Annotated in this window: 23 protein-coding genes; 8 read left to right on the forward strand and 15 right to left on the reverse strand. The window is 39.9% G+C overall.

Annotation, left to right across the window (positions count from 1 at the left end):
* Positions 1-4: 4 nt before the first annotated feature.
* From rplB to rpsL, 8 genes are all read right to left on the reverse strand, one after another.
* Positions 5-832, reverse strand: coding sequence for a 50S ribosomal protein L2 (gene rplB / locus LA313_RS13090; RefSeq protein ID WP_228915697.1), 828 nt, complete (start codon positions 830-832; stop codon positions 5-7).
* A 10-nt stretch (positions 833-842) separates the two neighbouring features.
* A complete protein-coding gene (gene rplW, locus LA313_RS13095; RefSeq protein WP_228915699.1) occupies positions 843-1,133 on the reverse strand; it encodes a 50S ribosomal protein L23 in 291 nt (96 codons plus the stop codon).
* Positions 1,134-1,138: 5 nt separating this feature from the next.
* Complete coding sequence (rplD, locus tag LA313_RS13100; RefSeq protein WP_228915701.1) at positions 1,139-1,768, reverse strand: 50S ribosomal protein L4; 630 nt, start codon at positions 1,766-1,768, stop codon at positions 1,139-1,141.
* Positions 1,768-2,379 carry a 50S ribosomal protein L3 gene (gene rplC / locus LA313_RS13105; RefSeq protein WP_228915703.1) on the reverse strand — a complete coding sequence of 204 codons (612 nt, stop codon included), beginning with the start codon at positions 2,377-2,379 and terminating at the stop codon, positions 1,768-1,770. Before rplC ends, rplD begins: the two co-directional genes overlap by 1 nt.
* Before the next feature lie 150 nt (positions 2,380-2,529).
* Positions 2,530-2,835 carry a 30S ribosomal protein S10 gene (rpsJ, locus tag LA313_RS13110; protein WP_010181931.1) on the reverse strand — a complete coding sequence of 102 codons (306 nt, stop codon included), beginning with the start codon at positions 2,833-2,835 and terminating at the stop codon, positions 2,530-2,532.
* 12 nt (positions 2,836-2,847) lie between these two features.
* Positions 2,848-4,959: an elongation factor G gene (gene fusA, locus LA313_RS13115; protein ID WP_228915705.1), complete on the reverse strand. Its 2,112-nt coding sequence runs from the start codon at positions 4,957-4,959 to the stop codon at positions 2,848-2,850.
* Between the two features lie 3 nt (positions 4,960-4,962).
* A complete protein-coding gene (rpsG, locus tag LA313_RS13120; protein ID WP_228915708.1) occupies positions 4,963-5,439 on the reverse strand; it encodes a 30S ribosomal protein S7 in 477 nt (158 codons plus the stop codon).
* A gap of 44 nt (positions 5,440-5,483) precedes the next feature.
* A complete protein-coding gene (gene rpsL, locus LA313_RS13125) occupies positions 5,484-5,858 on the reverse strand; it encodes a 30S ribosomal protein S12 (RefSeq protein WP_029037125.1) in 375 nt (124 codons plus the stop codon).
* Between the two features lie 505 nt (positions 5,859-6,363).
* Here rpsL and LA313_RS13130 point away from each other — a divergent pair.
* The 7 genes from LA313_RS13130 to rlmB all read left to right on the forward strand — a co-directional run bounded on the left by LA313_RS13130 (position 6,364) and on the right by rlmB (position 18,526).
* The gene (locus LA313_RS13130; RefSeq protein WP_228915711.1) at positions 6,364-9,582 is read left to right on the forward strand and encodes a SusC/RagA family TonB-linked outer membrane protein; all 3,219 of its coding nucleotides are present in this window, start codon (positions 6,364-6,366) and stop codon (positions 9,580-9,582) included.
* 11 nt (positions 9,583-9,593) lie between these two features.
* On the forward strand, positions 9,594-11,027 hold the full coding sequence (locus LA313_RS13135; RefSeq protein WP_228915713.1) for a SusD/RagB family nutrient-binding outer membrane lipoprotein: 1,434 nt from the start codon (positions 9,594-9,596) through the stop codon (positions 11,025-11,027).
* A gap of 343 nt (positions 11,028-11,370) precedes the next feature.
* On the forward strand, positions 11,371-11,991 hold the full coding sequence (locus LA313_RS13140) for a hypothetical protein (RefSeq protein WP_228915715.1): 621 nt from the start codon (positions 11,371-11,373) through the stop codon (positions 11,989-11,991).
* A gap of 14 nt (positions 11,992-12,005) precedes the next feature.
* A complete protein-coding gene (locus LA313_RS13145; RefSeq protein WP_228915717.1) occupies positions 12,006-14,768 on the forward strand; it encodes a carboxypeptidase-like regulatory domain-containing protein in 2,763 nt (920 codons plus the stop codon).
* Between the two features lie 19 nt (positions 14,769-14,787).
* Positions 14,788-15,975 (forward strand): DUF4249 domain-containing protein, encoded by a 1,188-nt coding sequence (locus tag LA313_RS13150; RefSeq protein WP_228915719.1) that lies wholly within the window; start codon positions 14,788-14,790, stop codon positions 15,973-15,975.
* 8 nt (positions 15,976-15,983) lie between these two features.
* Positions 15,984-17,741, forward strand: coding sequence for a hypothetical protein (locus LA313_RS13155; RefSeq protein WP_228915721.1), 1,758 nt, complete (start codon positions 15,984-15,986; stop codon positions 17,739-17,741).
* A 47-nt stretch (positions 17,742-17,788) separates the two neighbouring features.
* On the forward strand, positions 17,789-18,526 hold the full coding sequence (rlmB, locus tag LA313_RS13160; protein ID WP_228915723.1) for a 23S rRNA (guanosine(2251)-2'-O)-methyltransferase RlmB: 738 nt from the start codon (positions 17,789-17,791) through the stop codon (positions 18,524-18,526).
* A 5-nt stretch (positions 18,527-18,531) separates the two neighbouring features.
* Here the strand turns inward: rlmB and LA313_RS13165 are convergent, their stop codons facing one another.
* Positions 18,532-19,293 (reverse strand): rhomboid family intramembrane serine protease, encoded by a 762-nt coding sequence (locus tag LA313_RS13165; protein WP_228915834.1) that lies wholly within the window; start codon positions 19,291-19,293, stop codon positions 18,532-18,534.
* 176 nt (positions 19,294-19,469) lie between these two features.
* On the opposite strand from LA313_RS13165, the gene LA313_RS13170 reads away from it, so the two are divergent.
* The gene (locus LA313_RS13170; protein WP_228915726.1) at positions 19,470-20,747 is read left to right on the forward strand and encodes a replication-associated recombination protein A; all 1,278 of its coding nucleotides are present in this window, start codon (positions 19,470-19,472) and stop codon (positions 20,745-20,747) included.
* On the opposite strand, the gene LA313_RS13175 is transcribed toward LA313_RS13170, so the two are convergent.
* Genes LA313_RS13175 through radC form a run of 6 tightly spaced genes read right to left on the reverse strand, consistent with a single transcriptional unit; the run spans position 20,741 to position 26,266 of the window.
* Positions 20,741-21,610 (reverse strand): hypothetical protein, encoded by an 870-nt coding sequence (locus LA313_RS13175; protein WP_228915728.1) that lies wholly within the window; start codon positions 21,608-21,610, stop codon positions 20,741-20,743. The genes LA313_RS13170 and LA313_RS13175 overlap by 7 nt on opposite strands.
* Entirely contained in the window at positions 21,607-23,004 is a 1,398-nt protein-coding gene (locus LA313_RS13180; protein WP_228915730.1) for a DUF5723 family protein, read from the reverse strand. The genes LA313_RS13175 and LA313_RS13180 overlap by 4 nt, the downstream gene beginning before the upstream one ends.
* Positions 23,005-23,547, reverse strand: coding sequence for a hypothetical protein (locus LA313_RS13185; protein WP_228915732.1), 543 nt, complete (start codon positions 23,545-23,547; stop codon positions 23,005-23,007).
* Between the two features lie 41 nt (positions 23,548-23,588).
* A complete protein-coding gene (locus tag LA313_RS13190; RefSeq protein WP_228915734.1) occupies positions 23,589-24,278 on the reverse strand; it encodes a YjjG family noncanonical pyrimidine nucleotidase in 690 nt (229 codons plus the stop codon).
* Positions 24,265-25,554 carry a polysaccharide deacetylase family protein gene (locus LA313_RS13195; RefSeq protein WP_228915736.1) on the reverse strand — a complete coding sequence of 430 codons (1,290 nt, stop codon included), beginning with the start codon at positions 25,552-25,554 and terminating at the stop codon, positions 24,265-24,267. Before LA313_RS13195 ends, LA313_RS13190 begins: the two co-directional genes overlap by 14 nt.
* A 10-nt stretch (positions 25,555-25,564) precedes the next feature.
* Positions 25,565-26,266: a RadC family protein gene (gene radC / locus LA313_RS13200; RefSeq protein ID WP_228915738.1), complete on the reverse strand. Its 702-nt coding sequence runs from the start codon at positions 26,264-26,266 to the stop codon at positions 25,565-25,567.
* Position 26,267: the final 1 nt, after the last annotated feature.

Consider the following 26,267-nt stretch of genomic DNA (forward strand, 5'->3'; position numbering starts at 1 on the left):
CTTATTATTTCTTTCTACGTTCTACAATATATTTATTACTCGACTTCGTCTTAGAACGGGTTCTGAAACCTTTAGCAGGTATACCCTTTCTAGAACGTGGGTGACCTCCAGAAGCACGACCTTCACCACCACCCATTGGGTGATCCACAGGGTTCATAACCACAGGTCTTGTTCTCGGTCTTCTACCCAACCATCTATGTCTACCGGCTTTACCTGAAATCAACAACTGGTGATCACTGTTCGAAACAGCACCAATAGTTGCTATACAGCTAGCCAATACCCTACGGATCTCTCCAGAAGGCAATTTAATGGTGGCGTATTTTCCCTCTCTCGCCATTAACTGCGCAAAAGCACCTGCACTACGAGCCATTACAGCTCCCTGTCCCGGCCTAAGCTCAATACAAGAGATAATAGTACCCAAAGGAACTATAGACAAAGGCATAGCGTTCCCAATCTCGGGCGCTACATCTTGCATTCCAGATACTATATTCTGCCCAACCTGAAGTCCATTTTGAGCAATAATATATCGTTTCTCACCATCCTGATAATTCAATAAGGCGATAAAAGCAGTTCTGTTTGGATCGTATTCAATAGAAGCAACAGTTGCAGGAATTCCCTGCTTGTCTCTTTTAAAATCGATAATCCTATAACGCTTTTTATGACCACCACCTATGTAGCGCATGGTCATTTTTCCTTGACTGTTTCTACCACCCGATCTTTTGTTCGGAGCCAATAAACTTTTCTCCGGCTTATCAGTAGTGATCGCGTCAAATCCGTTCACTACTCTAAAACGCTGACCAGGGGTAACTGGTTTTAATTTTCTAACTGACATTTTTTTAATCTTAGAGATTACTATATAAATCAATAGTTTCACCTTCCGCCACCTGTACTAGTGCTTTTTTGAAAGCACTGGTTTTACCAGTGACAACACCTGTCTTTGTATAACGGGTTTTTCTGTCCGGGCGAACGTTAATGGTACGAACTTTAGTAACTGAAACACCATAAGCAGACTCAACTGCGTCTTTAATTTCAATCTTATTCGCCTTATTATCAACTACAAAAGCGTACTTATTGTTAAGTTCGCTATCTGCCGTAGCTTTCTCTGTAATAATAGGTTTTATTAAGATACTCATAATGCTTATTTACTTAAATTCGACTCAATTCCTTCTAGAGACCCCTCTAAAAACACAAGATTATTTGCGTTTAAAATTTTGTAAGTACTTAATTCTGAAGCACTTACAACCTCAGAGGCCTTTAAATTGCGTGACGACAAATATACGTTTTTATTCGAGTCACCCAACACTATCAAAGATTTTTTCCCGTCAAGCCCCAAAGCCTGTAAAACTTCAATAAAGTTTTTGGTTTTTGGAGTGTCAAATGAAAAATCTTCTACTACTATTATAGAGTTGTCATTTGCTTTCATAGACAGCGCAGATTTTCTGGCCAGTCTCTTCAAGCTTTTGTTCAACTTAAAAGAGTAATTTCTTGGTCGTGGACCAAATACTCTACCTCCACCTTTAAAAATAGGAGACTTGATACTCCCTGCACGGGCAGTACCTGTACCTTTTTGTTTCTTGATCTTACGCGTAGAACCTGTAATTTCTGCACGTTCTTTTGCTTTATGAGTACCTTGGCGTTGGTTAGCCAGGTATTGTTTCACATCAAGATAAACAGCATGGTTGTTTGGCTCCACTGCAAAAACAGCATCAGAAAGGTTTGCCTTTCTCCCTGTTTCTTTTCCTTTTATATCTAAAACTGCTACTTCCATTACTTCTGAATGATTACGTAAGAGTTTTTATGTCCTGGAACAGCACCTTTTATCACTATAAGGTTCTTATCTGCTACCACTTTTAAAACTCTCAGGTTTTCTACTTTTACTTTTTCACCACCCATTCTACCGGCCATGCGCATTCCTTTGAAAACTCTCGCAGGATAAGACGCCGCACCAATAGATCCGGGAGCTCTTAAACGGTTATGTTGACCGTGAGTCGCCTGCCCAACACCACCAAAACCGTGACGCTTAACAACACCTTGAAAACCCTTACCTTTTGAAATACCGGAAACGTCTACAAATTCGCCTTCAGTAAAATGCTCAACGGTGATAGTATCACCTAGTTTGTGCTCTCCTTCAAATCCCTTGAATTCAACGACTTTGCGCATTGCTGCGGCTCCGGCCTTTTTAGCATGCCCTTCGGCAGCCTTATTAGCAGTCTTTTTGTCATCGAAACCAAGTTGAAGAGCTTCGTACCCGTCAACCTCCTCGGTTCTGACTTGGGTAATTACACATGGCCCAGCTTGGATAACGGTACAGGGAATGTTTTTCCCGTTCTCGTCAAAAATGCTGGTCATGCCAATCTTTTTTCCTATTAACCCAGACATAATTAATTATTAGTTATTAATTTATATTTATTTAAAAATATTCAGGATTGAAAAACACTTCCAATCCTGAATGTATTTTTCACCGTTTTTCCCTCGCCTAAAGCTCAGGACATGTATGACCCCGAAACTGGTTCGAAGCCGTTAGTGCTATCACACCTTAATCTCAACCTCTACTCCACTTGGCAATTCAAGTTTCATCAAGGCATCGATAGTTTTTGAAGAAGAACTGTATATATCCAGTAGTCTCTTATATGAGCTCAACTGAAACTGCTCCCTAGACTTCTTGTTCACGTGCGGAGAACGTAATACAGTAAAGATCTTCTTGTGAGTTGGCAATGGAATAGGTCCCGTTACCACAGCTCCCGTACTTTTTACGGTTTTTACAATCTTCTCGGCAGATTTGTCTACCAGGTTGTGATCGTAAGATTTTAGTTTTATTCTGATTTTTTGACTCATTTTCCTGATAAATTAATCGTTAGCGGTTCCCTTTTCTGCCTTCATGATTGCTTCTGATATATTAGAAGGAGTCTCGGCATAATGAGAAAATTCCATAGTAGAGGTTGCACGTCCCGAAGAAAGGGTACGCAATGTAGTAACATATCCAAACATCTCAGATAATGGCACTTCAGCTTTGATCACTTTTGCACCAGACCTGTCAGACATGTTATTCACCTGTCCACGACGTCTGTTCAAATCTCCTACTATATCACCCATGTTCTCTTCAGGAGTAACCACTTCTACTTTCATGATTGGCTCAAGGATCACAGCACCTGCTTTTTTAGCAGCTACTTTATATCCCATTTTTGCAGCCAATTCGAATGAAAGTTGATCGGAATCCACAGGGTGGAAAGATCCATCCTTAAGAACCACTTTTAAAGTATCCATGGTGAAACCTGCCATTGGCCCGGTTTTCATCGCCTCTCTAAATCCTTTTTCCACTGAAGGAATAAATTCTTTAGGGATACGACCACCTTTTATCTCATCAACAAATTGTAGTCCAGGTCCTTTAAAGTCCTCGTCTGCAGGTCCTAATGTGAATACAATATCACCAAATTTACCACGACCACCAGATTGCTTTTTATAAACCTCTCTGTGATCTGCATCTCTGGTAACTGTTTCTTTGTACTCAACACGGGGTTGACCTTCATTTACCTCAACCTTAAATTCTCTTTTCAAACGATCTACAAGAATCTCAAGGTGAAGCTCACCCATTCCTGAAATAATCGTCTGTCCAGAAACTTCATCAGTTTTAACCTGGAAAGTTGGATCTTCTTCAGCTAATTTAGCCAAAGCCATACCCATCTTATCCACATCTGCCTTAGTTTTAGGCTCAACAGAAATACCAATTACAGGCTCTGGGAAAGACATAGACTCCAATACAATTGGGTGTTTCTCATCTGTAAGGGTATCTCCTGTTTTAATATCTTTAAATCCAACAGCCGCACCAATATCTCCGGCTTCAATTCTGTCAATTGGCTGTTGTTTGTTTGCATGCATCTGGTAAATACGCGAGATACGCTCTTTTTTCCCAGAACGGTTGTTCTGAACATAAGAACCCGCATCTAACGCTCCTGAATAAACTCTAAAGAAAGCTAAACGTCCAACGAAAGGATCGGTAGCAATTTTAAAAGCTAGTGCAGAAAAAGGCGAATCCACATGTGGCTTACGACTTTCTTCTTTCTCTGTATCAGGATTAACACCTACGATAGCCTCAACATCAACCGGTGAAGGAAGGTAACGCATTACCGCATCCAACATCGCCTGAACTCCTTTATTCTTAAAGGCAGAACCACACATCATAGGAATAATAGACATATCAATTGTTGCAGCTCTAAGCGCAGCAATGATCTCGTCTTCTGTAATAGAGTTCTCGTCTTCGAAGAATTTTTCCATTAAAGCCTCATCGTACTCGGCAACCGCCTCAACCAATTCAGCTCTATATTTATTCACATCTTCTTCAAGTTCTGCAGGAATATCAATAGTCTCGTATGTCATTCCATAATCTTCCTCATTCCAAACAATTGCCTTTTTGGAAATAAGATCAACAACTCCTTTGAAGTCGATTTCATCCCCAATAGGAATTTGAAGTGGAACAGGATTTCCACCAAGCATTTCTTTAACCTGCTTACACACCTTAAAGAAATCTGCACCCTGGCGGTCCATTTTATTCACAAATCCAAGTCTTGGAACGCGATATTTATCGGCTTGTCTCCAAACAGTTTCAGATTGTGGCTCAACACCATCAACCGCACTGAAAAGAGCAACCATCCCGTCAAGAACACGAAGTGAACGCTCTACCTCTACAGTAAAGTCAACGTGCCCGGGAGTATCAATAATATTAACTGTGAATTCCTGATCGCGGTACATCCACTTACAGTGTGTCGCAGCAGAGGTAATTGTAATACCTCTTTCCTGCTCCTGCTCCATCCAGTCCATAGTAGCCGCACCATCGTGCACCTCACCAATTTTATGACTTATACCGGTATAGAAAAGGATACGTTCTGTTGTAGTGGTTTTACCCGCATCAATATGCGCAGCAATACCAATATTTCTAGTAAATTTTAAATCTCTTTGTGCCATTTTTTAGAATCTAAAGTGAGAGAATGCTTTGTTAGCTTCAGCCATCTTATGGGTATCAACCCTCTTCTTCACAGCCGCACCTTCTTCTTTAGCAGCAGCAAGAACCTCTGCAGCTAATCTTTGAGCCATAGATTTCTCGTTACGCTTCCTGGAAAAGGAAATCAACCACTTCATAGCGGTCGAAACTTTACGATCTGGTCTAATTTGCATTGGGATTTGAAAAGTAGCACCTCCAACTCTACGACTACGCACTTCTACGTGAGGCATAACGTTAGAAAGAGCATCTTTCCAAAGTTCAAGTGCAGTTTTTTCCTCGTCCTGTTTTTTCTCTTCTACGATTGCAATAGCATCATAGAATACCTTAAAGGCAACAGATTTCTTACCATCCCACATCATCATGTTAACAAAACGTGTTACTAACTGATCATTAAACTTTGGATCTGGTAAAAGTGGCCTTTTTTTCGCCTGTCTTTTTCTCATTTCTTCTTTGTAATAAGTTAATTGTTACTTGCCGTGGAAATAGATTATTTCTTAGGCTTTTTAGCACCATACTTTGACCTGCGCTGAGTTCTTCCTGCAACACCAGCGGTGTCAAGGGCTCCACGCACAATATGATACCTTACTCCAGGCAAATCTTTAACTCTTCCGCCTCTAACCAATACTATCGAGTGCTCCTGGAGGTTGTGTCCTTCACCGGGGATGTACGCGTTCACCTCTTTACCATTAGTCAACCTTACCCTTGCTACTTTACGCATAGCAGAGTTTGGTTTCTTAGGTGTAGTGGTGTAAACACGAGTACATACTCCACGTCTTTGAGGACAGGAATCCAAAGCAGCCGATTTACTCTTCTTGGTAATTGTGGCTCTTCCTTTTCGTACTAATTGTGAAATTGTTGGCATAATTTCTTTTACACTAATTATTTATTTGATATAATCCCTTTTTTAAAAAGGTCTGCAAAGGTAGAAATAAAACCGAATTAATCAAATCTTAAGCAATTAATTTTCAGACATATCATCTTTTTAAAAAAACTAACCATTCGCATTCCTGCAGTTTGATCTGTCCAACATTCGCTAAATACAAGAAATTATTTTACACGAAGGAATAACTTTTTAAGCTTCTTAACAAACCACACAGCTTGGCAATATAATTCTGAAAAATTTATATTAAAATTTAATTACAAACACATGCAAACAGAAAGATGGAAATCTATTGCACCCCTATTACGCATTCTATTCAGCTATAAATAAGGCAACTACATTAATGTCACGAAATCATAAAAAAGGTTAAATAAAAGCTAAATATTGACCCCGAAAGAGACTGAAAATGATTTTTTAAAGAAAAAAAGTTGCTCACATGACAATTTATCGTCAAATTTGGCACTGGCTAATTCAAATAAATCTTAAAATGAAAACAAAGTTAAGTGGAATGCTAACGCTGTTACTGGCGTTAGTCGTGCAAATAACATTTGCACAACAAGACCTCACAGTCACGGGTACTGTGACCGATGGTAACGGAATGCCTCTCCCAGGTGTAAACGTACTCGTTAAGGGTACCACCAAAGGGGTGCAAACCGATTTCGACGGAAATTATTCTATTGAAGTAAGTCAGGGTGAAGTTCTGGTTTTTTCCTATTTAGGAATGAAAACTGCAGAATATCCTGTTACTAACGTAGATACAATAGATGTCGTACTACAGCAAGACGCTGCACAACTCGAAGAAGTGGTGGTGACTGCTCTGGGTATTTCCAGGGAGAAACGGTCCCTCGGTTATGCGACCGAAGAGGTTAGCGGAGCCGAAGTAAACACCGCAAAAGAAGGAAACTTTATCAATTCATTATCCGGGAAAGTTTCGGGTCTTGACATTAAGAAAAGTAGTACTTTAGGTGGTTCTTCTAATATTATCATCCGTGGTTATACCTCTTTAACAGGTAACAACCAACCTCTTTTCGTAGTTGACGGAGTGCCTATTAGTAATGCCAACACCAACACCTCAGACCAAACTACTGGTAGAGGAGGATACGATTATGGTAACGCCGCAATGGATATCAACCCAGATGATGTAGCTTCCGTAAACGTATTGAAAGGTGCTGCTGCATCTGCTCTTTATGGGTCACGCGCTGCAAACGGTGTAATTATCATTACTACCAAGTCAGGTCAAAAAAATGAAGACATCGGTGTTACAATTTCTTCTGGAGTAACATTCTCGAAGATGGATGATGACACTTTTGTTGATTACCAAAAAGAATACGGTGCTGGTTATGGAGAATTCTATGAAACAGGTTATTTCGACAGCTGGGATGTAGATGGAGACGGGACAGATGATCTTGTTGTTCCTTTTACAGAGGATGCATCTTTTGGTGCTAGATTTGATCCTAGTTTAATGGTATTCCAATGGGACGCCTTATATCCTGAATCTCCAAACTACCTACAAGCTACTCCATGGACAGCTGCAGAGAATGGACCGGAATCTATTTTTAGAACAGGGGTTTCTTATAACAACAGTATCTCACTTGATGGAGGAACTGACAAAAGCACCTACAGATTAGGTTATACGCTTTACGATCAGGAAGGTATTCTTCCAAACAGTAATATAAGAAGAAACACGGTAGATGTAAAAGCTACTCATGACTTCACCGATAAATTGACTGCAGGAGTTACTGCCACTTATACCAATACAAGCGGTAAAGGACGTTACGGTACAGGATACAGTGGAACAAACATTTTCCAGTCTATGCGTCAATGGAACCAGGCAAACGTTGATTTTGAAGCTCAGAAAAGAGCCTACTTCGAAACCGGACGTAACATCACATGGAACTATGCCAATGCTGAAGGTGGAAATTTACTTCCTATTTACACTGATAACCCATACTGGCAACTTTATGAAAACTATCAGAGTGATGAAAGAAACAGACTTTACGGTAACTTTAATATAAACTATACGTTAACAGATTGGCTTACAGCCACAGGACGTGTATCTATGGATTACTATAGTGACTTTCGTGAAGAGAGAAGAAACGTAGGAAGTAATGGGGTACCTCATTATCGCAGATATGACGGAAACTATAAAGAACTTAACTATGACCTTCTTCTTAATTTCGATCACGATCTTAACGAAGATATTAACCTTGCAGGTATTTTAGGAGTAACAGCAAGAAGAATGGATAATTCCATAATGAGAGCATCAACTACCGGTGGTTTGGTAATCCCGGGTCTATTTGCCCTGTCAAACTCTGTAAACCTCCTGGTGCCTCCAACTGAAGAAGTTACAGAACTTCATACAAATGGTTACTTCGCCAGTGCATCTTTCGGGTACAGAGATTTCTTATATGTGGATGCTACAGGTAGATTTGATGCAGTATCTTCCTTACCAGAAGAGGAAAATGTATATTTTTATCCTTCTGTGTCAACAAGTTTAGTATTCTCAGAATTACTTGATAACAACTGGTTAAGTTTTGGTAAGTTCAGAGCTAACTATGCAGAAGTAGGTAACTATGCACCAGCATTGTCTGTAGATGACACTTACTTTAGTCCAACTAACTTTACAACTCCTCTTTATTCTGTTTCCAGTACAGCAAACAATCCAGATCTTAAGAGTGAAACAACCAAAAGTTGGGAAGCTGGTCTAGAAATGTCATTTTTCCAAAGACGTGTAGGCTTTGATGCTGCTGTTTACCAGTCTAATTCTGTTGACCAATTGATGCCAGTAACTGTTTCCGCTGCAACTGGATATACAAGAAGATGGGTAAATGCAGGTGAGATCGAAAACAAGGGTATAGAGCTCGGTGTTTATGGTAGCCCAATTAGAACTACAGACTTCGAATGGAGAATCAACGCCAACTGGTACAAAAATGAAAGTGAAGTACTTTCATTATTTGAAGACAACCAGAACCTGCAAATGGCAGCACTTCAGGGAGGGATAACTATTAATGCTACAGTAGGACAGCCTTACGGAACGATCTGGGGAACTAACTATACTTATTTAGAAGATGGAAGCGGTCCTGTGATCAATCCAACGAATGGAAGGTTTGTTGTAGATGGAACTCCACAGGTTATTGGGGACATCAATCCAGACTGGAAAGCAGGTATTACCAACTCTTTCTCTTACAAGGATATTTCTTTAAGCTTCCTTATTGATATACAGGAAGGTGGAGATATCTTCTCACTTGATACCTGGTATGGTTTCGCAACCGGAGTACCGGCTAAGACTGCTGGACTTAATGAACTTGGAAATCCTGTAAGAGACCCAATCGCCGATGGTGGTGGACTATTATTGGAAGGAGTTAACCCTGATGGATCTCCAAATACTACAAGAACTCAAATGGAGAATTATGCAAACGCCATTGGTTACGGATATGCACCTAATGCATACCACGTATACGATGCGAGTTTTGTAAAGCTAAGAGAGGTAACATTGTCTTATTCTTTTCCAGCAAGTTTATCTGAAAGAATTTCTATGACAGATATTACTCTTTCTGCAGTAGGAAGAAACCTTTGGATCATCGACAAAAATATTCCTTACTCAGATCCAGAAGCAGGATTAAGCTCTGGAAATATTCAGGGATACCAGTCTGGAGCCATTCCAACATCCAGAGAATATGGTTTTAACGTAAGACTACAATTTTAAAAATATAAATCATGAAGAAAATAATTTTCATCCTTTTTATGGCTGCAACAGTCTTTGCATGCTCTGATGATCTTTCGGAAGTCAACGTTGACACGAAAAATCCAACAGAAGTTCCTGCAGACGTACTGTTTTCAAATGCAACCAAAAATTTGTTTGACCAAATGGTCAATACAAATGTTAACACGAACATTTTTAGACTGGTGGCCCAGTACTGGACCGAAACCACCTATACCGATGAAGCGAATTACGACTTGATTGGAAGGAACATCAATGGTTCTCAATGGATTATTTTATACCGCGATGTATTAAAAGATCTTAAAGAAGCAGACATGATCCTTACTGAGAATCCCGATCCAACTCTTACTGAAGCTAACCTTCAGAATAGAAAAGCTATGATCGAAGTATTACAGGTATTTACCTGGCACGTACTGGTTGATACTTTTGGAGATATTCCTTACACAGAAGCTTTAAATGCTGATGATTCCACGCCTGTATATGATGACGACGCGGCAATTTACGCAGATCTTGTTGTAAGATTGAATGCTGCAATTTCTCAACTTGAAGCAGGAGCCGGAGGTTTTGGCGGCGGTGCAGATTACATATATAATGGTGATGCAGCACAATGGTCAAAATTCGCTAACTCTTTAAAGCTTAGACTAGCTTTAAGATATGCTAATGTTGATGACGCAAAAGCTGCAACTATGGCTACTGAAGCTATTGCCGCAGGTGTTTTTGAATCTCACGCAGACGATGCTACAATTCAATATCTTGCATCTGCTCCAAACACTAACCCTCTATGGGAAGATTTGGTACAATCTGGTCGTGCAGATTTCGTTGCAGCACATACTATTGTAGATGTAATGAATGAACTGGATGATCCAAGAAGAAATGATTATTTTGCTCAGAATCTTGGAGAAGGTGTGTACGAAGGTGGTACTTATGGTGCTAATGGAAACACCCAGGGTAACAGCACTATCTACAGTGAAATTTTTGAAGACCCAACATTAGAGGGTGTTATCCTTGACTACACTGAAGTGGAATTTCTTATAGCTGAAGCTGCTGCAAGAGGATATATCACAGAGGATGCTGAAGCTCACTACAATGAAGCTATCACATCTTCTATCCTTTACTGGGGTGGTACCGAAGAAGAAGCTAATGAATATCTTGCTCAGCCTGAAGTAGCATGGGATGAAACTGTATGGGTACAAAGATTAGGGATGCAGAAATGGATCGCTCTATACAACAGAGGTTTCGAAGCATGGTCTACATGGAGAAAACTTGATGTTCCTGAGTTGCCAAACGCAGCACAATCTGGTCTTCCTGTACCACTTAGATTCACCTATCCTACTACAGAGGCAACTCTTAATGGGGAGAACCTGGCCGCTGCTATAAGCGCAATGGGAGGTGACGAACAACAAACCCGAATATTCTGGGATCAAGATTAATTCCAAGATAAAAGGAAAAAGGATTTTAAAATCCTGGAATTATAAAAGCCACCTAAAATGCGAATTTTAGGTGGCTTTGTTTTTTAATATAATTAATGTTCTTTCTTAGAAAACTCCCTTAAATTCTAGAAAGTAAATATTGCTTATTCTAAAAAAAATGTATTTTTACCTATAATACCAATTCTTTTGTACCGCAAACTTCAAAGAGTTATTCAGATTTAATAAAATCTTTTCACAAATCAAAAAACGCACTACCCATTTATCGTTATTAGGCCTCCTGCTTGTTGGTACAGCCCTTTCCTCCTATTCACAGAATGGTGAAGAGCTGGAAACCTCCTACAAAGTGTTTGACAAGGCTATTGCTTTAGAAAATACCGGAATCTCTAATGGCGTTGAATACCTGGAGCAACATATAATTAGAAACGACCAGCACAAATATTTCCTCTCATCAGATTTCGTGTTAGGAAACCTACAATACGACGGGCAACCTTATTTTGATATTTCTTTAAAATACAATATTTATGATGACATCCTGTTAGTCCTACTTGAGAACTCAGGAGGTGTGTCAAATTTTGAGCTACACAAGGAGAATGTCGATTCCTTCAAAATTGGAAATCACGATTTCATTAGAGTACCATCAAAAGAAAATTCCGAAGTTCAGGGATTCCACGAGGTATTGCTGAACCTGCCGGAGTTAATGTTACTGAAAAAACATGTAAAGAAAATCAGTAAGCACCTGGACAGGAATTTCACCTACTATGAATTTGAAAATGATGATCCGCAACACGTGATCTTTTATGGGGACTCATACTTTCCAATAAAATCCAGAAGGGATGTTCAAAAGATCTTTCCAGATCATGAAAAACAAATTAGGATCTTCTATAGAAGCAACAGGCAGCTAAGAAAAGAAAATCCAGATCGCTTCCTGTCACAACTGCTTCAAAGCCTTAATTCCCAATTGTAAAAACACAATAGACATTGAGAAGAATCATTTCGTTTTTGCTTCTTTTGAACTGTGGCCTACTTATGGCCCAGGAATCTTCAAAAATCACGATCACCCTTGAAAATGCTACTGTAGAGCAGGCCCTCCTAAAATTTGAAGAGGCTACAGATTTAAAATTCTTTTATGTTGAACAATGGGTAAACCAGGGCAACATTACAGTCAATCTTAAAGATGTACCGGTAGAGGAAGCACTGCAACAAATTCTTTCGGAGACACTTCTTAACTTCTACCGCTTGGATAACAACCAGATTGTGATCACCCGGAATAATATCGTATACGATGAATTGCCACAGGGTTTTTTCCCGAAAAAAGACTCTCTTCCTTCAGAAATCAAAAAAGAAATTGCTAAAAAATATAACCCTGTTTTTTACAGCCAGGAAGACAGGCCAAATTCAGAAATACAAACAGTTTATATAGGGAAAGAAGACAAGACCTCAGGAACAGGGACTTTCACTCTTTCTGGCCTGGTAAAAGATCTCGAAACAGGAGAACCAATCTCAAACCTTGCTGTTCTCATCAAAGGCACCGATATTGGAACTGTGACTAATCAACAGGGGTTCTACTCTTTAAAAATTCCTGCAGGAGTACATATTTTACAAACAAGATCCCTGGGAAGTGAGGATATCACCAGGAGGTTGGTGATTTACAATAATGGAAACCTAAACTTAAACCTAAGAGAGGATTATGAACTTTTAGGGGAGATCCTGTTGGAATCCGATCCCGATGAAAACGTAAGTAATTCTATCGCAGGAGAAGAGAAAATCAATATTGAAGAAATCAAAAATATCCCGTTGATCCTGGGAGAAAGGGATGTTATGAAAGTTGCAGCTACCCTGCCGGGTATTTCAACAGCCGGGGAGGGTGCCGCCGGTTTTAATGTTCGCGGTGGCAAAACAGATCAAAACCTCATTCTTTTAGATGATGCTGTTATTTACAATCCTGCACATTTCTTCGGAATCTTTTCGGCAATTAATCCCTTTACTACCGGGGACATGACCATCTACAAAGGAAGTATCCCCGCACAATATGGTGGGAGACTCTCCTCTGTCTTTGATATTACCTCAAAAGATGCCAATACTGAAGAGTTTGCAGGAGAAGTGTCTGTAGGTCCTGTCACGGGAAATGTTGCTTTGGAAATTCCTGTAATTAAAGAAAAATCGGGTTTACTGTTAGGAGGTCGGAGCACTTATTCCGGATGGATATTGCAAACTCTGGAAGAGGAATCACTAAAAAATAGCAAAGCTTCTTTTTATGATGTTTTAGCAAAATACAACCACAAAATTAATGACAAAACATCTATAAAAACTACAGGTTATTTTAGCCATGACCACTTCAGTATAACTTCAGATTCTCTCTACAGCTATGAAAACCTGCTTTTCTCAGTACGTGCAGACCATAAGATCAATAAAAAGAACGAAGCAAGCTTAATACTGTCCAATAGTAATTATAAATTCAATATTGACTACGAAAGTGAATTGAACAACAATTTCTCCTCGGGCTACACCATTAACGAAACAGAGGCTAAACTGAACATGCGTTACCTGCTGAGTGATGCCCATAAATTCGACTATGGAATTTCAGGTAAATTGTACAATGTGCATCCGGGAGAGCTGAAACCCCTAGGATCGGAATCGAATGTTGAGCCCTTCACAATTCCCGGGGAAAAAGGATTAGAATCGGCAGTCTTTATTTCCGATAATTACGAGGTTAATGATCGCCTTTTGATCAATGCCGGTGTACGTTATTCCCTGTATGCGGCGTTGGGAGAGAAAGCACAAAAGATCTATGAAGATGATCTTCCTAAAAATGATGATACCGTTATTGACACCCTATACTTTGGAAAAAATGAAGTGATGGACACCTATGGTGGACCGGAAGTTAGATTTTCAGCGAGATATTTCATCATGCCAGATCTCTCAACCAAACTTAGTTACAACAGCACCTACCAATACATCCACACCTTATCCAACAATACCACGGTCTCCCCTACCGATACTTACAAGTTAACAGACAGATATGTTCGACCTCAACAGGCAAATCAATACTCGCTTGGTCTTTATAAAAACTTTGACAATAACGAATATGAACTGAGCCTGGAAGGATACTACAAAACATCTAAAAATATTCTCGACTATAAAGTTGGTGCACAACTTTTCTTAAACGAAAGTATTGAGACAGAAGTACTGCAAGGAAATGGCCGCTCATACGGTGTAGAATTTCTAATGAAGAAAACGGAGGGAAGATTAAATGGGTGGCTGGGATACACCTACTCCCGCTCTTACATACAACTCGATGGAGAATACAGGGAGGAAGTGGTTAATAACGGAGAGTGTTTTCCTTCTAATTATGATAAGCCGCATGATCTAAGCGTAGTAGCTAATTACAAAGTTACCCAGCGTTTCAGTTTTTCAGCAAACTTTGTTTATCAAACAGGGAGGCCTGTGACTTACCCGACAGGAAAATATGTGCAAAATGGAATGGAGTACGTTCTTTACAGCAACCGGAACCAATTCCGTATCCCAGATTACTACCGTCTTGACCTGAGCTTCAATGTAGAGGGGAACCATAAGATTGAAAAATTTGCCCACAGTTTCTGGAATATTTCGATTTACAATGTTTTGGGCAGGAACAATCCTTACTCCGTATTTTTTGTGACAGATCAAGGCGAGATAAAGGCATATAAGAGTTCTATATTTTCTATCCCGGTGCCAACAATTACCTACAATTTTAAATTTTAAGTGTGTAAATTTAGAGAGAATGAATTTAGACCACATATATAAAATTATATCCTTACTGGCAGCAGCCTTCCTGGTCAACAGTTGCGTAGAACCCTACGATTTCGAAACTGAAACCTTTGAAGATGCATTGGTGGTCGAGGCAATTCTTACAGATGAAGTTAAGTTTCAGGAAGTAAAACTTACAAGGACCTACAGGCTTGAAGAAGATTTTCCAAAGCCGGAATCTCATGCCAATGTCGTAGTTACCGATGATGCCGGAAATGAATTCCCCTTTTACGAAACCACACCCGGAAATTATGTTTCCAACACAGCATTTGGAGTACAGCCTCAACATAAGTACCAACTACTTATTAACACTATGAGTGGCGACGCATATTCATCAGAACCCGCAGAATTACTGCCGGGGAATGAAATAGACGATTTATACGCACAACGTATGATTTTGCAAGGAGACGATGGAGTTGCTTTACTCGTAGATAGCGAAAATTCTGAGGCTGCTTCGAAATATGCCCTTTATGAATATGAAGAAACCTATAAGATTGTTTCTCCCTATGTAGTTCGCAGCACTATAGAATTTGAAGGAGAAAACTGGAGGGTTGTGCCAAATACCCGTAATGAAACAATTTGCTATAATACGGTACCCTCGAAGGAGATCCTGCTGTCCAATACAACTTCCCTAAGGGAAAATAATCTCGACTCTTACCTGGTTCGCTTCATCCAAAAAGATGATCCGGTTTTAGGACAACGATACAGTATACTCGTTAAACGCTACTCCCTTACCAGGGAAGCGCATTCCTATTACTCCACTTTAAAAAAGATCTCCGGCTCACAAAGTTTACTCTCCCAAAACCAACCGGGATTTGTAAATGGAAATATGTATTCTCTTAATGATGAAGACGAGAAAGTACTGGGTTTTTTTACCCTCAGTAATATCTCAACAAAAAGGATCTACTTCAATTATTACGATTTTTTTGAGTTTGATGAACCAAGACCTCAATTTCCTGAAAGCTGTATACCTTTTAGACCGGGGGAAAATTTTGACACTCCAATTGGTATGATACAGGGTGGTACTGTTCGCTATCTTAGTATGGCCGGCCCTCCTGTGGAAGGAGAAATTGGAGAAGGCCCTATACGGGTCATAGCTACAGAGTGCGTGGATTGTACAGTTTATGGAACCAATGAAGTCCCTGAATTTTGGGAAGAATAAAATTTGAAATGAAATATTTACCTGTCTTACTGTTCAGTTTGTGTCTCCTGCCCTGCTCTTTAAATGCCCAGGCTCTGGACCTTTCTAAAGGCACAGAACTTTTAGAGGAAATCCCGCAAGAGAAGATCTTTGTCCATTATAATTCTTCCTTATTATTCTCTGGAGAATACATGTATTACAAGCTTTACAACCTCCAGGCGGAAACTGACCAGTTAAGTAAAACAAGCAAGGTTGCTTATATTGAACTCCTGGGTGAAGGCGGAAATACTATTTTTAAACATAAAATCCTCCTGAAGAACGGGGTGGGACAGGGAGATTTTTTTATCCCTACTAATGTTCCTTCAGGAAATTATAAGTTGTTAGGCTATACCAACTGGATGAGGAATGAAGGAACCTTTTTTGCCGGGGATGTCGCAGTTATAAATCCATATCTGGGCGATCAGTCGGCAATTTCGGCAGATTCTGAAGAAGATTCCCTCCTTATAGAAGGAAATTCAGGCGTAATTAGGTTAAAAGAAACTTCCGATGCACCTGTAAAAATTATAGTGGAAAATGACCTTTTTGGGAAGAGAGAAAAAGTGAATCTAAAATTAGAAGGAGCCCCAGGTAATTACTCACTTTCCATTCGCAAAACAGACAGCATTAATATTCCGAAGAAATTTACTTCTGAAGATTTCACTCAACTTTTCAAAAACAAAAACCAAAACAGCAGCAAAGATTCGGTTTTTGTGCCCGAAATGCGCGGGAACCTTATTTCCGGACGGATTGTTCCCCAAACTTCTGATGCTAAACCTAAATTAGCCGGTAATAAGCTGGCTTTTTCACTCCCGGGCGAAGATTATATTTTCAAAGTGGCAACTACAAACAATGAGGGGAAATTTTACATCAATTTAGATGATCGCTATGATACTTCCGGAGCTTTGATGCAGGTCCTTGGAGAAGATGCAGAAAACTGGACCATTCAACTCGATCCCCTTCCAAACATTAATGCACCTGATCTAGAGTTTGGAAAATTCCACATCACCCCCGAAATGGAAGAATGGATTCTCGACCGCAGCGTCCAAAACCAGATTGAGAACGCATACTACAGCGTAAAACCGGACACTTTAAAAGCACTGGAGAAAAAAGAACCCTTTTATGTCAGGCAACCAACCGTCTATGATCTTGATGCTTACACCCGGTTTGAAACTATAAAAGAAACCTTTGTAGAGATCATTAGGTTTGCATGGATAGCCACGAACAAAGAGGAATCCAGGATCGTAGTGAGACAGCCGCAGGGAGCTACAAATTATAATCTTCCAACATTGCTAATAGTAGACGGTGCTATGGTACAGGATCACGATCTGCTTATTACTTATCCTGCTAAATATGTAAAAAGTATCAACATCCTGAGAGATAACATTTTTTATGGTTCTCATATTTTTGCCGGAATAGTTGACGTAAAGACCATTGAAGGCAATTTTGATGAAATCCTCAACCAGGATTACATCAAAAAGGTAGATTTAAAACTTCCGGAACCAACAAAATACTATTTCAAACAAACATATGGAAATCAGTCTGCTGAACAGTTATCAAGAATACCCGATCGAAGGACACAACTCTTTTGGGCACCTTCTGTTGAGTTGGATTTACCCGCAGAAGATCTGGAATTCTACACCTCAGATGTACCAGGGACATTTGAAGTTCATCTTGAAGGCTTCACCAGCACAGGAAAACCTGTTTCTGTAAAAAAATATATTGAGGTCACTGCCGGGGAGGTGAGGTAATCTTTTTCAGATATCCAAAGCCACCTTTTTATCTCTATATTTGTCCCATGGAAGATACTACCACCATTTTTGGAATTCGCGCAGTCATTGAAGCGCTGCAGAACAATGAGACTATTGATAAGATCTATATTCAAAAAGGCCTTAGCGGGCAATTGTTTCAGGAGTTGCAACAAAAAACAAAATCGGGCGATTACAACATTTCTTACGTACCCGTAGAAAAGCTGAACCGTTTAGTGAAAGGCAATCACCAGGGAGTGGTAGCAAAAATTTCCCCGGTTGAATTCGCCGACCTTGAAACCGTAGTAGAAGAATCCCTCCAAAAAGAAACAACTCCTCTCTTCCTTTTACTGGACCAGGTAGATGATGTGCGCAACTTTGGGGCTATCATTAGAACAGCCGAATGTTCGGGGGTAAATGGTATCATCATCCAAAAGAAAGGTGGGGCTCCGGTAACTGCCGATACGGTCAAAACCTCGGCAGGCGCTATTTTTAAGATCCCTCTCATAAAAGTTGACCATATTAAAGATGCAATTTTTTATATGCAGGGCTCGGGGATAAAAGTAGTAGCGGCCACAGAAAAGACAGACGACCTTCTTTATTCAGTAGATTTCAACCAACCCACTGCACTAATTATGGGTAACGAGGCAAAAGGAATTTCGGAATCTGTTCTTAAGCTGGTTGATGCAAAGGCCAAGCTGCCTATCCTGGGTACCATTGGCTCTTTAAACGTTTCTGTAGCTTGTGGAGCATTCCTGTATGAGGTGGTGAGGCAAAGGCTTGAATAGCCGTCCTAGAGCGAATCTCCACTTTTTCCGGACTTATCCTCCTCAGATCTTTTATAGTGGTAAATATATTGCGGCTCTTCCCCTTCGTCTGGATTTTCAATAAAATTTCCATTTGCATCAAAATGGCGCATAAAGGGATCCTCTTCTTCTTTATAAGTTTCTTTTTCCCATTCATATTTTGGTGGCCGTGCAATGTTCTTCTTGTATATAAGCGAAAATAAGAATCCAGACAGAAGACCTGACAAGTGACCTTCCCAGGAAATTTTGGGATCAATTGGGGTAATATACCAAAGAAGGCCTCCATAAAGGAAAACAACAATTAGAGAAAGAGCTACCAACCGGTAATATTTTGAAAAGATACCTTTAAAAAAAAGAAAACCGGCCAGTACATAGATCATTCCTGAAGCTCCTATATGAAAAGCAGGCCTTCCTATTAGCCAGGTAAGAAACCCTGAAAGTAAAAGCCCCAAAAAGAGGATTTTCCAACTTAGTTTTCTGTAAAAATAAAAGAGGGAAAGAGTAAGGACGAACAGCGGTACCGTGTTGTGAAAAAGGTGCTTTATCCCGCTGTGAATGAAAGGAGAGAAAATTATTCCTCTTAGACCTTCAACTGTCCGCGGGTATACTCCGAAGTTGGTGAAATCCCATCCAAACCTAATCTCCATCCAAAATACTATCCAGATGGCCAATACAAACAAAAGCGGGTACCCTACAACTCCTGTTGTAAAAATAAACGGCTCATGTTTTTCAGTTTTCCGAACTCTCATATTGTTCTCATTACAAAAATTCAACCATTTAAATAATTGGCTGCTAAAGCATTTAAAAATGTCATTTTCCTCCTCTCTTTTCTTGTAAAAGACTTTTTTATATGTCACTTCGTCATTAAACCTTACAAGAATCTTAATCATTTCTGAACCATATTTCAATTTACTATTTTTACCTCATGAATAAACCATTAGCTGAAAGATTACGTCCTAAAAACCTTGATGATTACTTAAGCCAGCAACACCTCGTGGGCCCTGAAGCTGCTCTGCGTAAACAAATCAAGAGAGACATCATTCCCAGCATAATATTTTGGGGACCGCCGGGAGTAGGAAAAACTACCTTAGCTAATATTATTGCTACCGAATCTGGCCGGCCGTTCTTTACCCTTAGTGCCATTAGCAGTGGCGTGAAAGATGTGAGGGAGGTTATCGAGAAAGCTAAAAAAAGTGATGGTCTCTTCACAACAAAAAATCCTATCCTCTTCATAGACGAGATCCATCGATTTAGTAAGTCACAGCAGGATTCTCTTTTGGGAGCTGTAGAGAAAGGATGGATCACACTTATTGGTGCAACAACAGAAAATCCAAGTTTTGAAGTGATCCCGGCCTTGCTCTCGCGAAGCCAGGTTTATGTTCTTAACTCTTTCTCTAAAGATGATCTTGTTGCACTGCTGAAGCGGGCAATGAAAGAAGATGAAGTCATCTCTCAAAAACAGATCAAATTAGAAGAAACTGAAGCCTTATTAAGGTTGAGCGGCGGCGATGCCAGGAAGCTCCTGAATATTTTTGAGCTGGTAGTAACTTCTGAAGAGGGCGATCAGGTTGTGATCACCAATAAAATGGTGCTCGATAAAGTGCAGCAGAATACTGTCCTCTATGACAAAACCGGGGAACAGCATTACGATATAATTTCGGCGTTCATAAAATCCATCCGTGGGAGTGATCCCAATGCCGCGGTATACTGGCTGGCAAGGATGATAGAAGGCGGTGAAGATGTGAAATTTATTGCCCGTCGATTATTGATCCTGGCCGCCGAAGATATTGGCAATGCTAATCCCACGGCACTTATACTAGCCAACAATACTTTTCAGGCGGTTTCTACTATAGGTCACCCGGAGGCACGAATTATCTTAAGCCAGTGCTGTATCTATCTTGCAACCTCTCCAAAATCAAATGCCACTTATATGGCCATTAATGAAGCCCAGGCCACGGTTAAAAGGACAGGAAATCTCCCGGTTCCCCTTGCGATACGGAATGCGCCAACCAAATTAATGAAGGATCTTGGATACGGTGAGGATTATAAATATGCCCACAGTTACGAAGGAAATTTCGCGGCAGCCGAATTCCTCCCGAAGGAAATTAGCAACACCACTTTCTTTAATCCGGGTAATAACCAGCGGGAACAGGCACAGCGTGATTTTCTAAACAAAAGGTGGAAAGGTAAATATGGCTATTGACCCTTGCGCTTGTAAATAACGCTTACCAGTTGCTGGGTATTAGGATCAAGATATTCAACCACCAGGTTTCCCTGAGCATCAAAAAAGGCATTTCCGGAAAGGTTTTTTGAGGAATACAAAAAGTTCTCTCCCCCTCCCGATTTTAGTAGTGTTCCAAACTTCTCCTTCTCCCCTTTTCTATATAACTCGAAACCTACTGCAGTTTGCTTCAGCAAATAATTAACAGGTCCATTTACAAACTGCAGATGATCTTCTGAAGAGGTCCTATTAGACTCTTCTTCTTCAGCCTTTTCCATTTCTTCTGAAGTAATTACAGGATCAACAATAACTTCAGAAGGTTTTTCCTGAACTTTTTCAGGGGCCGGTACCGGGTCGATGATTACTTCACCTGGGGTGGTATTTTTTTCTGCCATTTCAGTTTCGGGAACAGGATCGATGATCACCTCAGGATCCTTCCGAAGTTCTTTAAAAGAAGTAAAGGCATCTCTTAATGCTTCATGATAGGATTTTTGAAAGTTTTTTTCCCGGCTCACGCCTATTTTTGAAGTGAATACCACCTCATCCTTACAGTTTTCAAGAGTAAGATAAAGGCGGGATCTAAAAAGGCCAGATTTATTGTGCACATTCGCCAATAGCACATTACAGGGATCAACGCCAGCCGGAACCTCCTCTTCATAAAGGGCTTCGAAACCATACTTTTCTAACAGAAAAGCGGTAAGTGCATTAAGTTCATATTGATTTTGGTGCTTAAGGAACTCGAATTGATTGGGCACTTTCACATATTGATAGTGGCTCAAGTCCTGTCCAAAAATATTTCCGGTCACTCCAAATAACAAAGTAAAAAATAGAATAATTGATTTCATTCTCTGCTAAACATTAACTGGAAACCAATTTGTATCGAAGCATTTTGTGCTCTTGCAAGATTAGTATAATCCAGCAGGTTATCTGCAGCAAGATAAACATTAAAATTTGAAAGTTTGGCAGAAACCAGGAGTCCAATATTGGAAAATGAAAAAGAATCGGCTGTGTAGGTGATCTTACCTCTAAAATTTTCATTAAAGGTCCTGTCATAATAAATGGTGGTGGCATAATTAAGACCCCGGGGACGTTTTATTGCAAAGAATTGCGCCCCAAGATGGTTGAAATACCTCCTCCTACCCATAGGACGGTAGCAATTACAAGGTTCGGCGTTTTCAGAAAAACCATAATCTATGGAGGCATTTAATTTCACAGGGCGCCAGGTGGTGTAGGAATTAGTAAGAGTCTCATCTTTAAGATTCCTGTCAAGATCATCTTCCCATTCATCCCAATACTCCCGGGTGCCGGGAAATAGCAGCTCAATACCATCGGTTTGATAATCTCCATAGTACCTGTAGTTCTCTACATTATTAGTCTGACGCATAAATCCAATGTCCAGGATACTCCCGGTGACACGATATTGATCTGAGGGATACCAGGTGAAACCTGCATCAAGTCCCAACCCCACATTACCTCCTAAAAATGCTTTTTTAACGAGATTACTCATTAATTCCCGGTTCGACATATCATCTTTTGAATCTTCCAGATCGGCCCAACCTGCCGTTTTTATTAAGACATCAACATTTGACATGTAATGACGATAAAGATTAGGGCCCTCGGGAGATAGTTCAGTTCTAAATACACCCTGGTTGTCAACACTATGAGCATTAAATACTCCCGAATAGATCTTTCCCCTAAAGCCGTAGTTGAGATCTTTAGAATAATAATTTGTAAATCCTATGTGGAACACATTGAGCACATCTGCAGTGAAAGCAGCATCTGAAAAATCAAAGTTCTTTCCTATATAATCCTTATTACCTTCATAAGCGAGTAAAGCAGGATCTTTGGGAAAGTAGACTATGGCATCCATCTCCTGGTATACCCCTGCAGTATAGTACCTTCTTTTGTTATCTCTCCATCCAATGGAGAAAATCTCTAGCTGCTGGTTGATGGTAAAAAAATCCTTCCTGGAAAGTTTATGCAGAGATTCTTTTATCCTGTCATTAATAGAACCACCATCATCTTTAAAAATATCGTACATATTCACCCCTGAAGACCCCGCAGACAAATGAATTTGCGAAAAAAAAGGGACGCCAAAATGCATGTCAAAATTTGTTTCGGCACCAGGGTTTAAAAGCAGCGTTTGAGGTAAGTCATCAAAATTATACAGGAGCTGTTTATTCTGGGCCGTGGCGGCCATGGAAAAGGTCATTATGAGGAGGAAAAAAATTAATCTCATCTATTCGAATTCAAAGTAGTAGAACCCTTTTGATTCCAGCTGCAAAGACCCTTCAACAGCAAGGGGTTCATGTCTTGTAATTTCTATAGACACTTTAATACTTCTTCTTACTCTGTTTATTTGATTTTCATTAATGATCTCTGTAAGATCTACAGTCGCAGGTGATCCAATGCTTCCCTTCGGAACAGGTATAATAATAGTATGCTGCACAGCATTTCCAGGGGAAACAAAATTAATAGTCGCTGTCAAAGGACTTTCAAAGGTGTTGGTAAACCTAAAGTTAAAATCGGCCTGCACAAGACTGTTCTGAATATAGTCGTCGTCAAGAAAATCCAGTCTTGTCTCATCTCTTGCTGTTTCCACCACTCCGGGACCTGGGGCAAAATCTTCGGAAGTTATAGTGAAATATACTAAATCAATAGCCGCTTCGGGGGTGAGAACGATATCTTCGGCCTGGTCAAGATCAACATCTTTCACACAAGAAGAAAACACGAGCAGGATCGTCAAAAATGCTATTTTGGACAATGTTTTTTTGAGGGACATGTTCATACAGTTCTCTATCTAACGAAATTGGTCTCGGCTTATTACAGAAAGCCCCTTAATTCTTCCATTTCCATCACCTGGTAATGATCTGCAGAAAATTCGGATTTATAATAATTATATAAGATGGCCTGCATTCCAAAATTCTTCGCCCCAAGTATATCTGCTTCAAAATTATCACCTATCATAATACTTTCATCAACTTTGGCAGCAGCATTAATCAGAGCTACTTCAAAGATCCTCTGGTGGGGTTTTTTAACTCCAACATCTTCGGAAGTTGTAATTGTTCTGAAATACTTGAGAATTCCTGAACTCTCCAACTTTTTATGTTGAACTTCTTTAAAACCATTTGTGATAATGTGAAGCTCATATTGGGGCTGAAGATACTCAAGAATTTCCAGCGCGCCTGCAAGTAAATAATTATGATGTGGTAAATGGTCAATGTAATCTATGCTCAACTGCTTGATTTGAGAATCTGAAACGTTCACTTTCATGCCTTCAAAAGAATCCTTCAGCCTGCCATACCGTAGATCTTCTTTAGTGACCTTGTCTTCCCGGTACAACTTCCAGTAATCGGCATTAATAGGAGCGTAAATGGCGAGAAATTCCTCCAGCCTCACTTTGATCTTGTGCTTTTCAAAAATCGAATTGAAAGCTAAACCCGAGTTGCGGTCAAAGTCCCATAATGTGTGGTCAAGGTCAAAAAAAATATGACGAATATTACTGAATTTCATTTAGTATCTTTAAAATTGAAAAATTCCTTCTCGCATTGGCGTATTCAGAAAAATCTTTATTCGTGAATACCGAAATTAAATTTCCGTTTACCATTGAAATTTGTCGTTTTATTTCCAGAACCTTATACTCTATTTCATTTTCTTTTAATTTACTAAAAGCTTCAGAATTTATAGCGTAGGGATGGATTAATAAAGGTGTGGTTATTTCAAAATTCAGGTCGTAAAAAAGAAAAGGAGTACAGGTTCCCGCCCTCAGGCCCACAGCTTCGGGATAACCCATGGAAAAATCGTCCTGAAAATCAAGTTCCACCATGTGATTATAAGTATCGGGCAACAACAGGTTATAGTGGTTATTAATAGCACTTATAACCGGTCTCTTAATTATTTGTTCCAGCCGCTTTTTTTCTTCTTTTAAAACTGCAAATTTTTGGTTGGCATAAAATCCCGGTTGCAATCCTACCTCGGCATAATCGGCAACAGATTTTATAAGACTTTGGAATTCCAGGCGATTGTGATTTATATTTCTGTCATATGTGGAAAAGTCACTTAACTGAAACATAAACTTCATTGGAACATCGTATTTTTTAAGGAACCTAATTACTTTAGAATAGATATCGTAGGGATCCTTTTTAAATTTGGTCATCACCTGCAACCTATGCAATACGTACTTCGGCTTAAATCTAAAAAGGTCCAGGAACAGTCCCAGCACCACCCTTACAATTCCTTTCTTCTTATAGCAATAAGCTTCGGTAACAGCAATTATGGTCTGCGTGCTAAAATTCCGTTTCGGAAATTTTTGATTTGGGAATTTATCCTCAAGGACCTGTTGAAATTTCCGGGCCCAAATATCTATAATGGGTTTTTCTAAGAAACCTTCCTGAAAAGCCAAACTCTCACTAGCCTGGAATCTTCCTTCTTCATCTTTTACATGTGGAAGATACTCTTCATATCTGCTTAGTAAGTAAAATGAAGCCGCAAAAATATCAAAGGGAATAGAACTAGCCTCCCCCACTGCAAAGAAACAAGGTACCTCATCCCAGTCCTGTACCTTTACCTCAAGATCATTTATTCCCTGCTCCAATAAAAGGTCTACATTCTGAATAAAAACCTCATTTGCCAAACTTTGTTTGCCATAAGAAAGTTTCATTCCTTCATGTGCTACAAATTCTTCAATTTTTGATGTGAAACCTACCGGTAAACATAAAATTTGTGTACACACGTGTTTAAACACATATGTAATTCTTGGGGTGATTTTCTGGGTATATACCAGCAGCATAGATTAGGTTTTACAGCAAGCCTTCATCGGCAAAGCTGAAATAGGAATTTTCGGTTATTATGAGATGATCCAGAACTTTAATATCAAGGGACTCTCCCGCGGTCTTGAATTTTTGAGTCAGTTGTTTATCCGCTGCACTCGGATTAAGATTCCCTGATGGATGATTATGCACCAGGATAGTGGCCGTGGCTCCCAAATTCAATGCTTGTTTATATGCCAGCCGAACATCTACTAAGGTGCCGGTTATACCTCCTTTGCTAAGAGGCAGCTCCTGGATTACCTTATTCGAATTATTTAGATAAAGGATCCAGAATTCCTCATGAGGCAATTCCCCTATTTTTGGCTGCATAAGTTCAAAGACTGAAGTGCTTGAGGAAATCTTCTTCTTTTCCAAAGCTTCAGAAGAGCGGCGCCTACGGCCAAGTTCAAGCGCTGCTACAATTGTTAAAGCCCTCACCTGTCCTATCCCTTTTACTTCCATTAGCTGGTTTACAGAAAACCTCCCTAATTCATTAAGATTATCACCAGCTTTGGAAAGTACTTTTTTGCACACCTCGACTGCAGATTCATTCTTGCTTCCAGAGCCAATTAAAATTGCCAGCAACTCGGCATCACTGAGGTGTTGTCTGCCATGTTGAAGGAGTTTCTCCCTGGGGCGGTCTCCCTCTGCCCAATGCTTAATTGTAAAAGATGATGATTTTTGAGGTTTCATT

The organism is Salinimicrobium sediminilitoris (assembly GCF_020866905.1).
In the GTDB taxonomy this organism is placed as follows: domain Bacteria; phylum Bacteroidota; class Bacteroidia; order Flavobacteriales; family Flavobacteriaceae; genus Salinimicrobium; species Salinimicrobium sediminilitoris.

Coding starts and splice junctions, on each gene's coding strand:
- rplB (WP_228915697.1), bottom strand. CDS start 832: ATGTCAGTTAGAAAATTAAAACCAGTTACCCCTGGTCAGCGTTTTAGA.
- rplW (WP_228915699.1), bottom strand. CDS start 1,133: ATGAGTATCTTAATAAAACCTATTATTACAGAGAAAGCTACGGCAGAT.
- rplD (WP_228915701.1), bottom strand. CDS start 1,768: ATGGAAGTAGCAGTTTTAGATATAAAAGGAAAAGAAACAGGGAGAAAG.
- rplC (WP_228915703.1), bottom strand. CDS start 2,379: ATGTCTGGGTTAATAGGAAAAAAGATTGGCATGACCAGCATTTTTGAC.
- rpsJ (WP_010181931.1), bottom strand. CDS start 2,835: ATGAGTCAAAAAATCAGAATAAAACTAAAATCTTACGATCACAACCTG.
- fusA (WP_228915705.1), bottom strand. CDS start 4,959: ATGGCACAAAGAGATTTAAAATTTACTAGAAATATTGGTATTGCTGCG.
- rpsG (WP_228915708.1), bottom strand. CDS start 5,439: ATGAGAAAAAGACAGGCGAAAAAAAGGCCACTTTTACCAGATCCAAAG.
- rpsL (WP_029037125.1), bottom strand. CDS start 5,858: ATGCCAACAATTTCACAATTAGTACGAAAAGGAAGAGCCACAATTACC.
- LA313_RS13130 (WP_228915711.1), top strand. CDS start 6,364: ATGAAAACAAAGTTAAGTGGAATGCTAACGCTGTTACTGGCGTTAGTC.
- LA313_RS13135 (WP_228915713.1), top strand. CDS start 9,594: ATGAAGAAAATAATTTTCATCCTTTTTATGGCTGCAACAGTCTTTGCA.
- LA313_RS13150 (WP_228915719.1), top strand. CDS start 14,788: ATGAATTTAGACCACATATATAAAATTATATCCTTACTGGCAGCAGCC.
- LA313_RS13155 (WP_228915721.1), top strand. CDS start 15,984: ATGAAATATTTACCTGTCTTACTGTTCAGTTTGTGTCTCCTGCCCTGC.
- rlmB (WP_228915723.1), top strand. CDS start 17,789: ATGGAAGATACTACCACCATTTTTGGAATTCGCGCAGTCATTGAAGCG.
- LA313_RS13165 (WP_228915834.1), bottom strand. CDS start 19,293: ATGAGAGTTCGGAAAACTGAAAAACATGAGCCGTTTATTTTTACAACA.
- LA313_RS13170 (WP_228915726.1), top strand. CDS start 19,470: ATGAATAAACCATTAGCTGAAAGATTACGTCCTAAAAACCTTGATGAT.
- LA313_RS13175 (WP_228915728.1), bottom strand. CDS start 21,610: ATGAAATCAATTATTCTATTTTTTACTTTGTTATTTGGAGTGACCGGA.
- LA313_RS13180 (WP_228915730.1), bottom strand. CDS start 23,004: ATGAGATTAATTTTTTTCCTCCTCATAATGACCTTTTCCATGGCCGCC.
- LA313_RS13185 (WP_228915732.1), bottom strand. CDS start 23,547: ATGTCCCTCAAAAAAACATTGTCCAAAATAGCATTTTTGACGATCCTG.
- LA313_RS13190 (WP_228915734.1), bottom strand. CDS start 24,278: ATGAAATTCAGTAATATTCGTCATATTTTTTTTGACCTTGACCACACA.
- LA313_RS13195 (WP_228915736.1), bottom strand. CDS start 25,554: ATGCTGCTGGTATATACCCAGAAAATCACCCCAAGAATTACATATGTG.
- radC (WP_228915738.1), bottom strand. CDS start 26,266: ATGAAACCTCAAAAATCATCATCTTTTACAATTAAGCATTGGGCAGAG.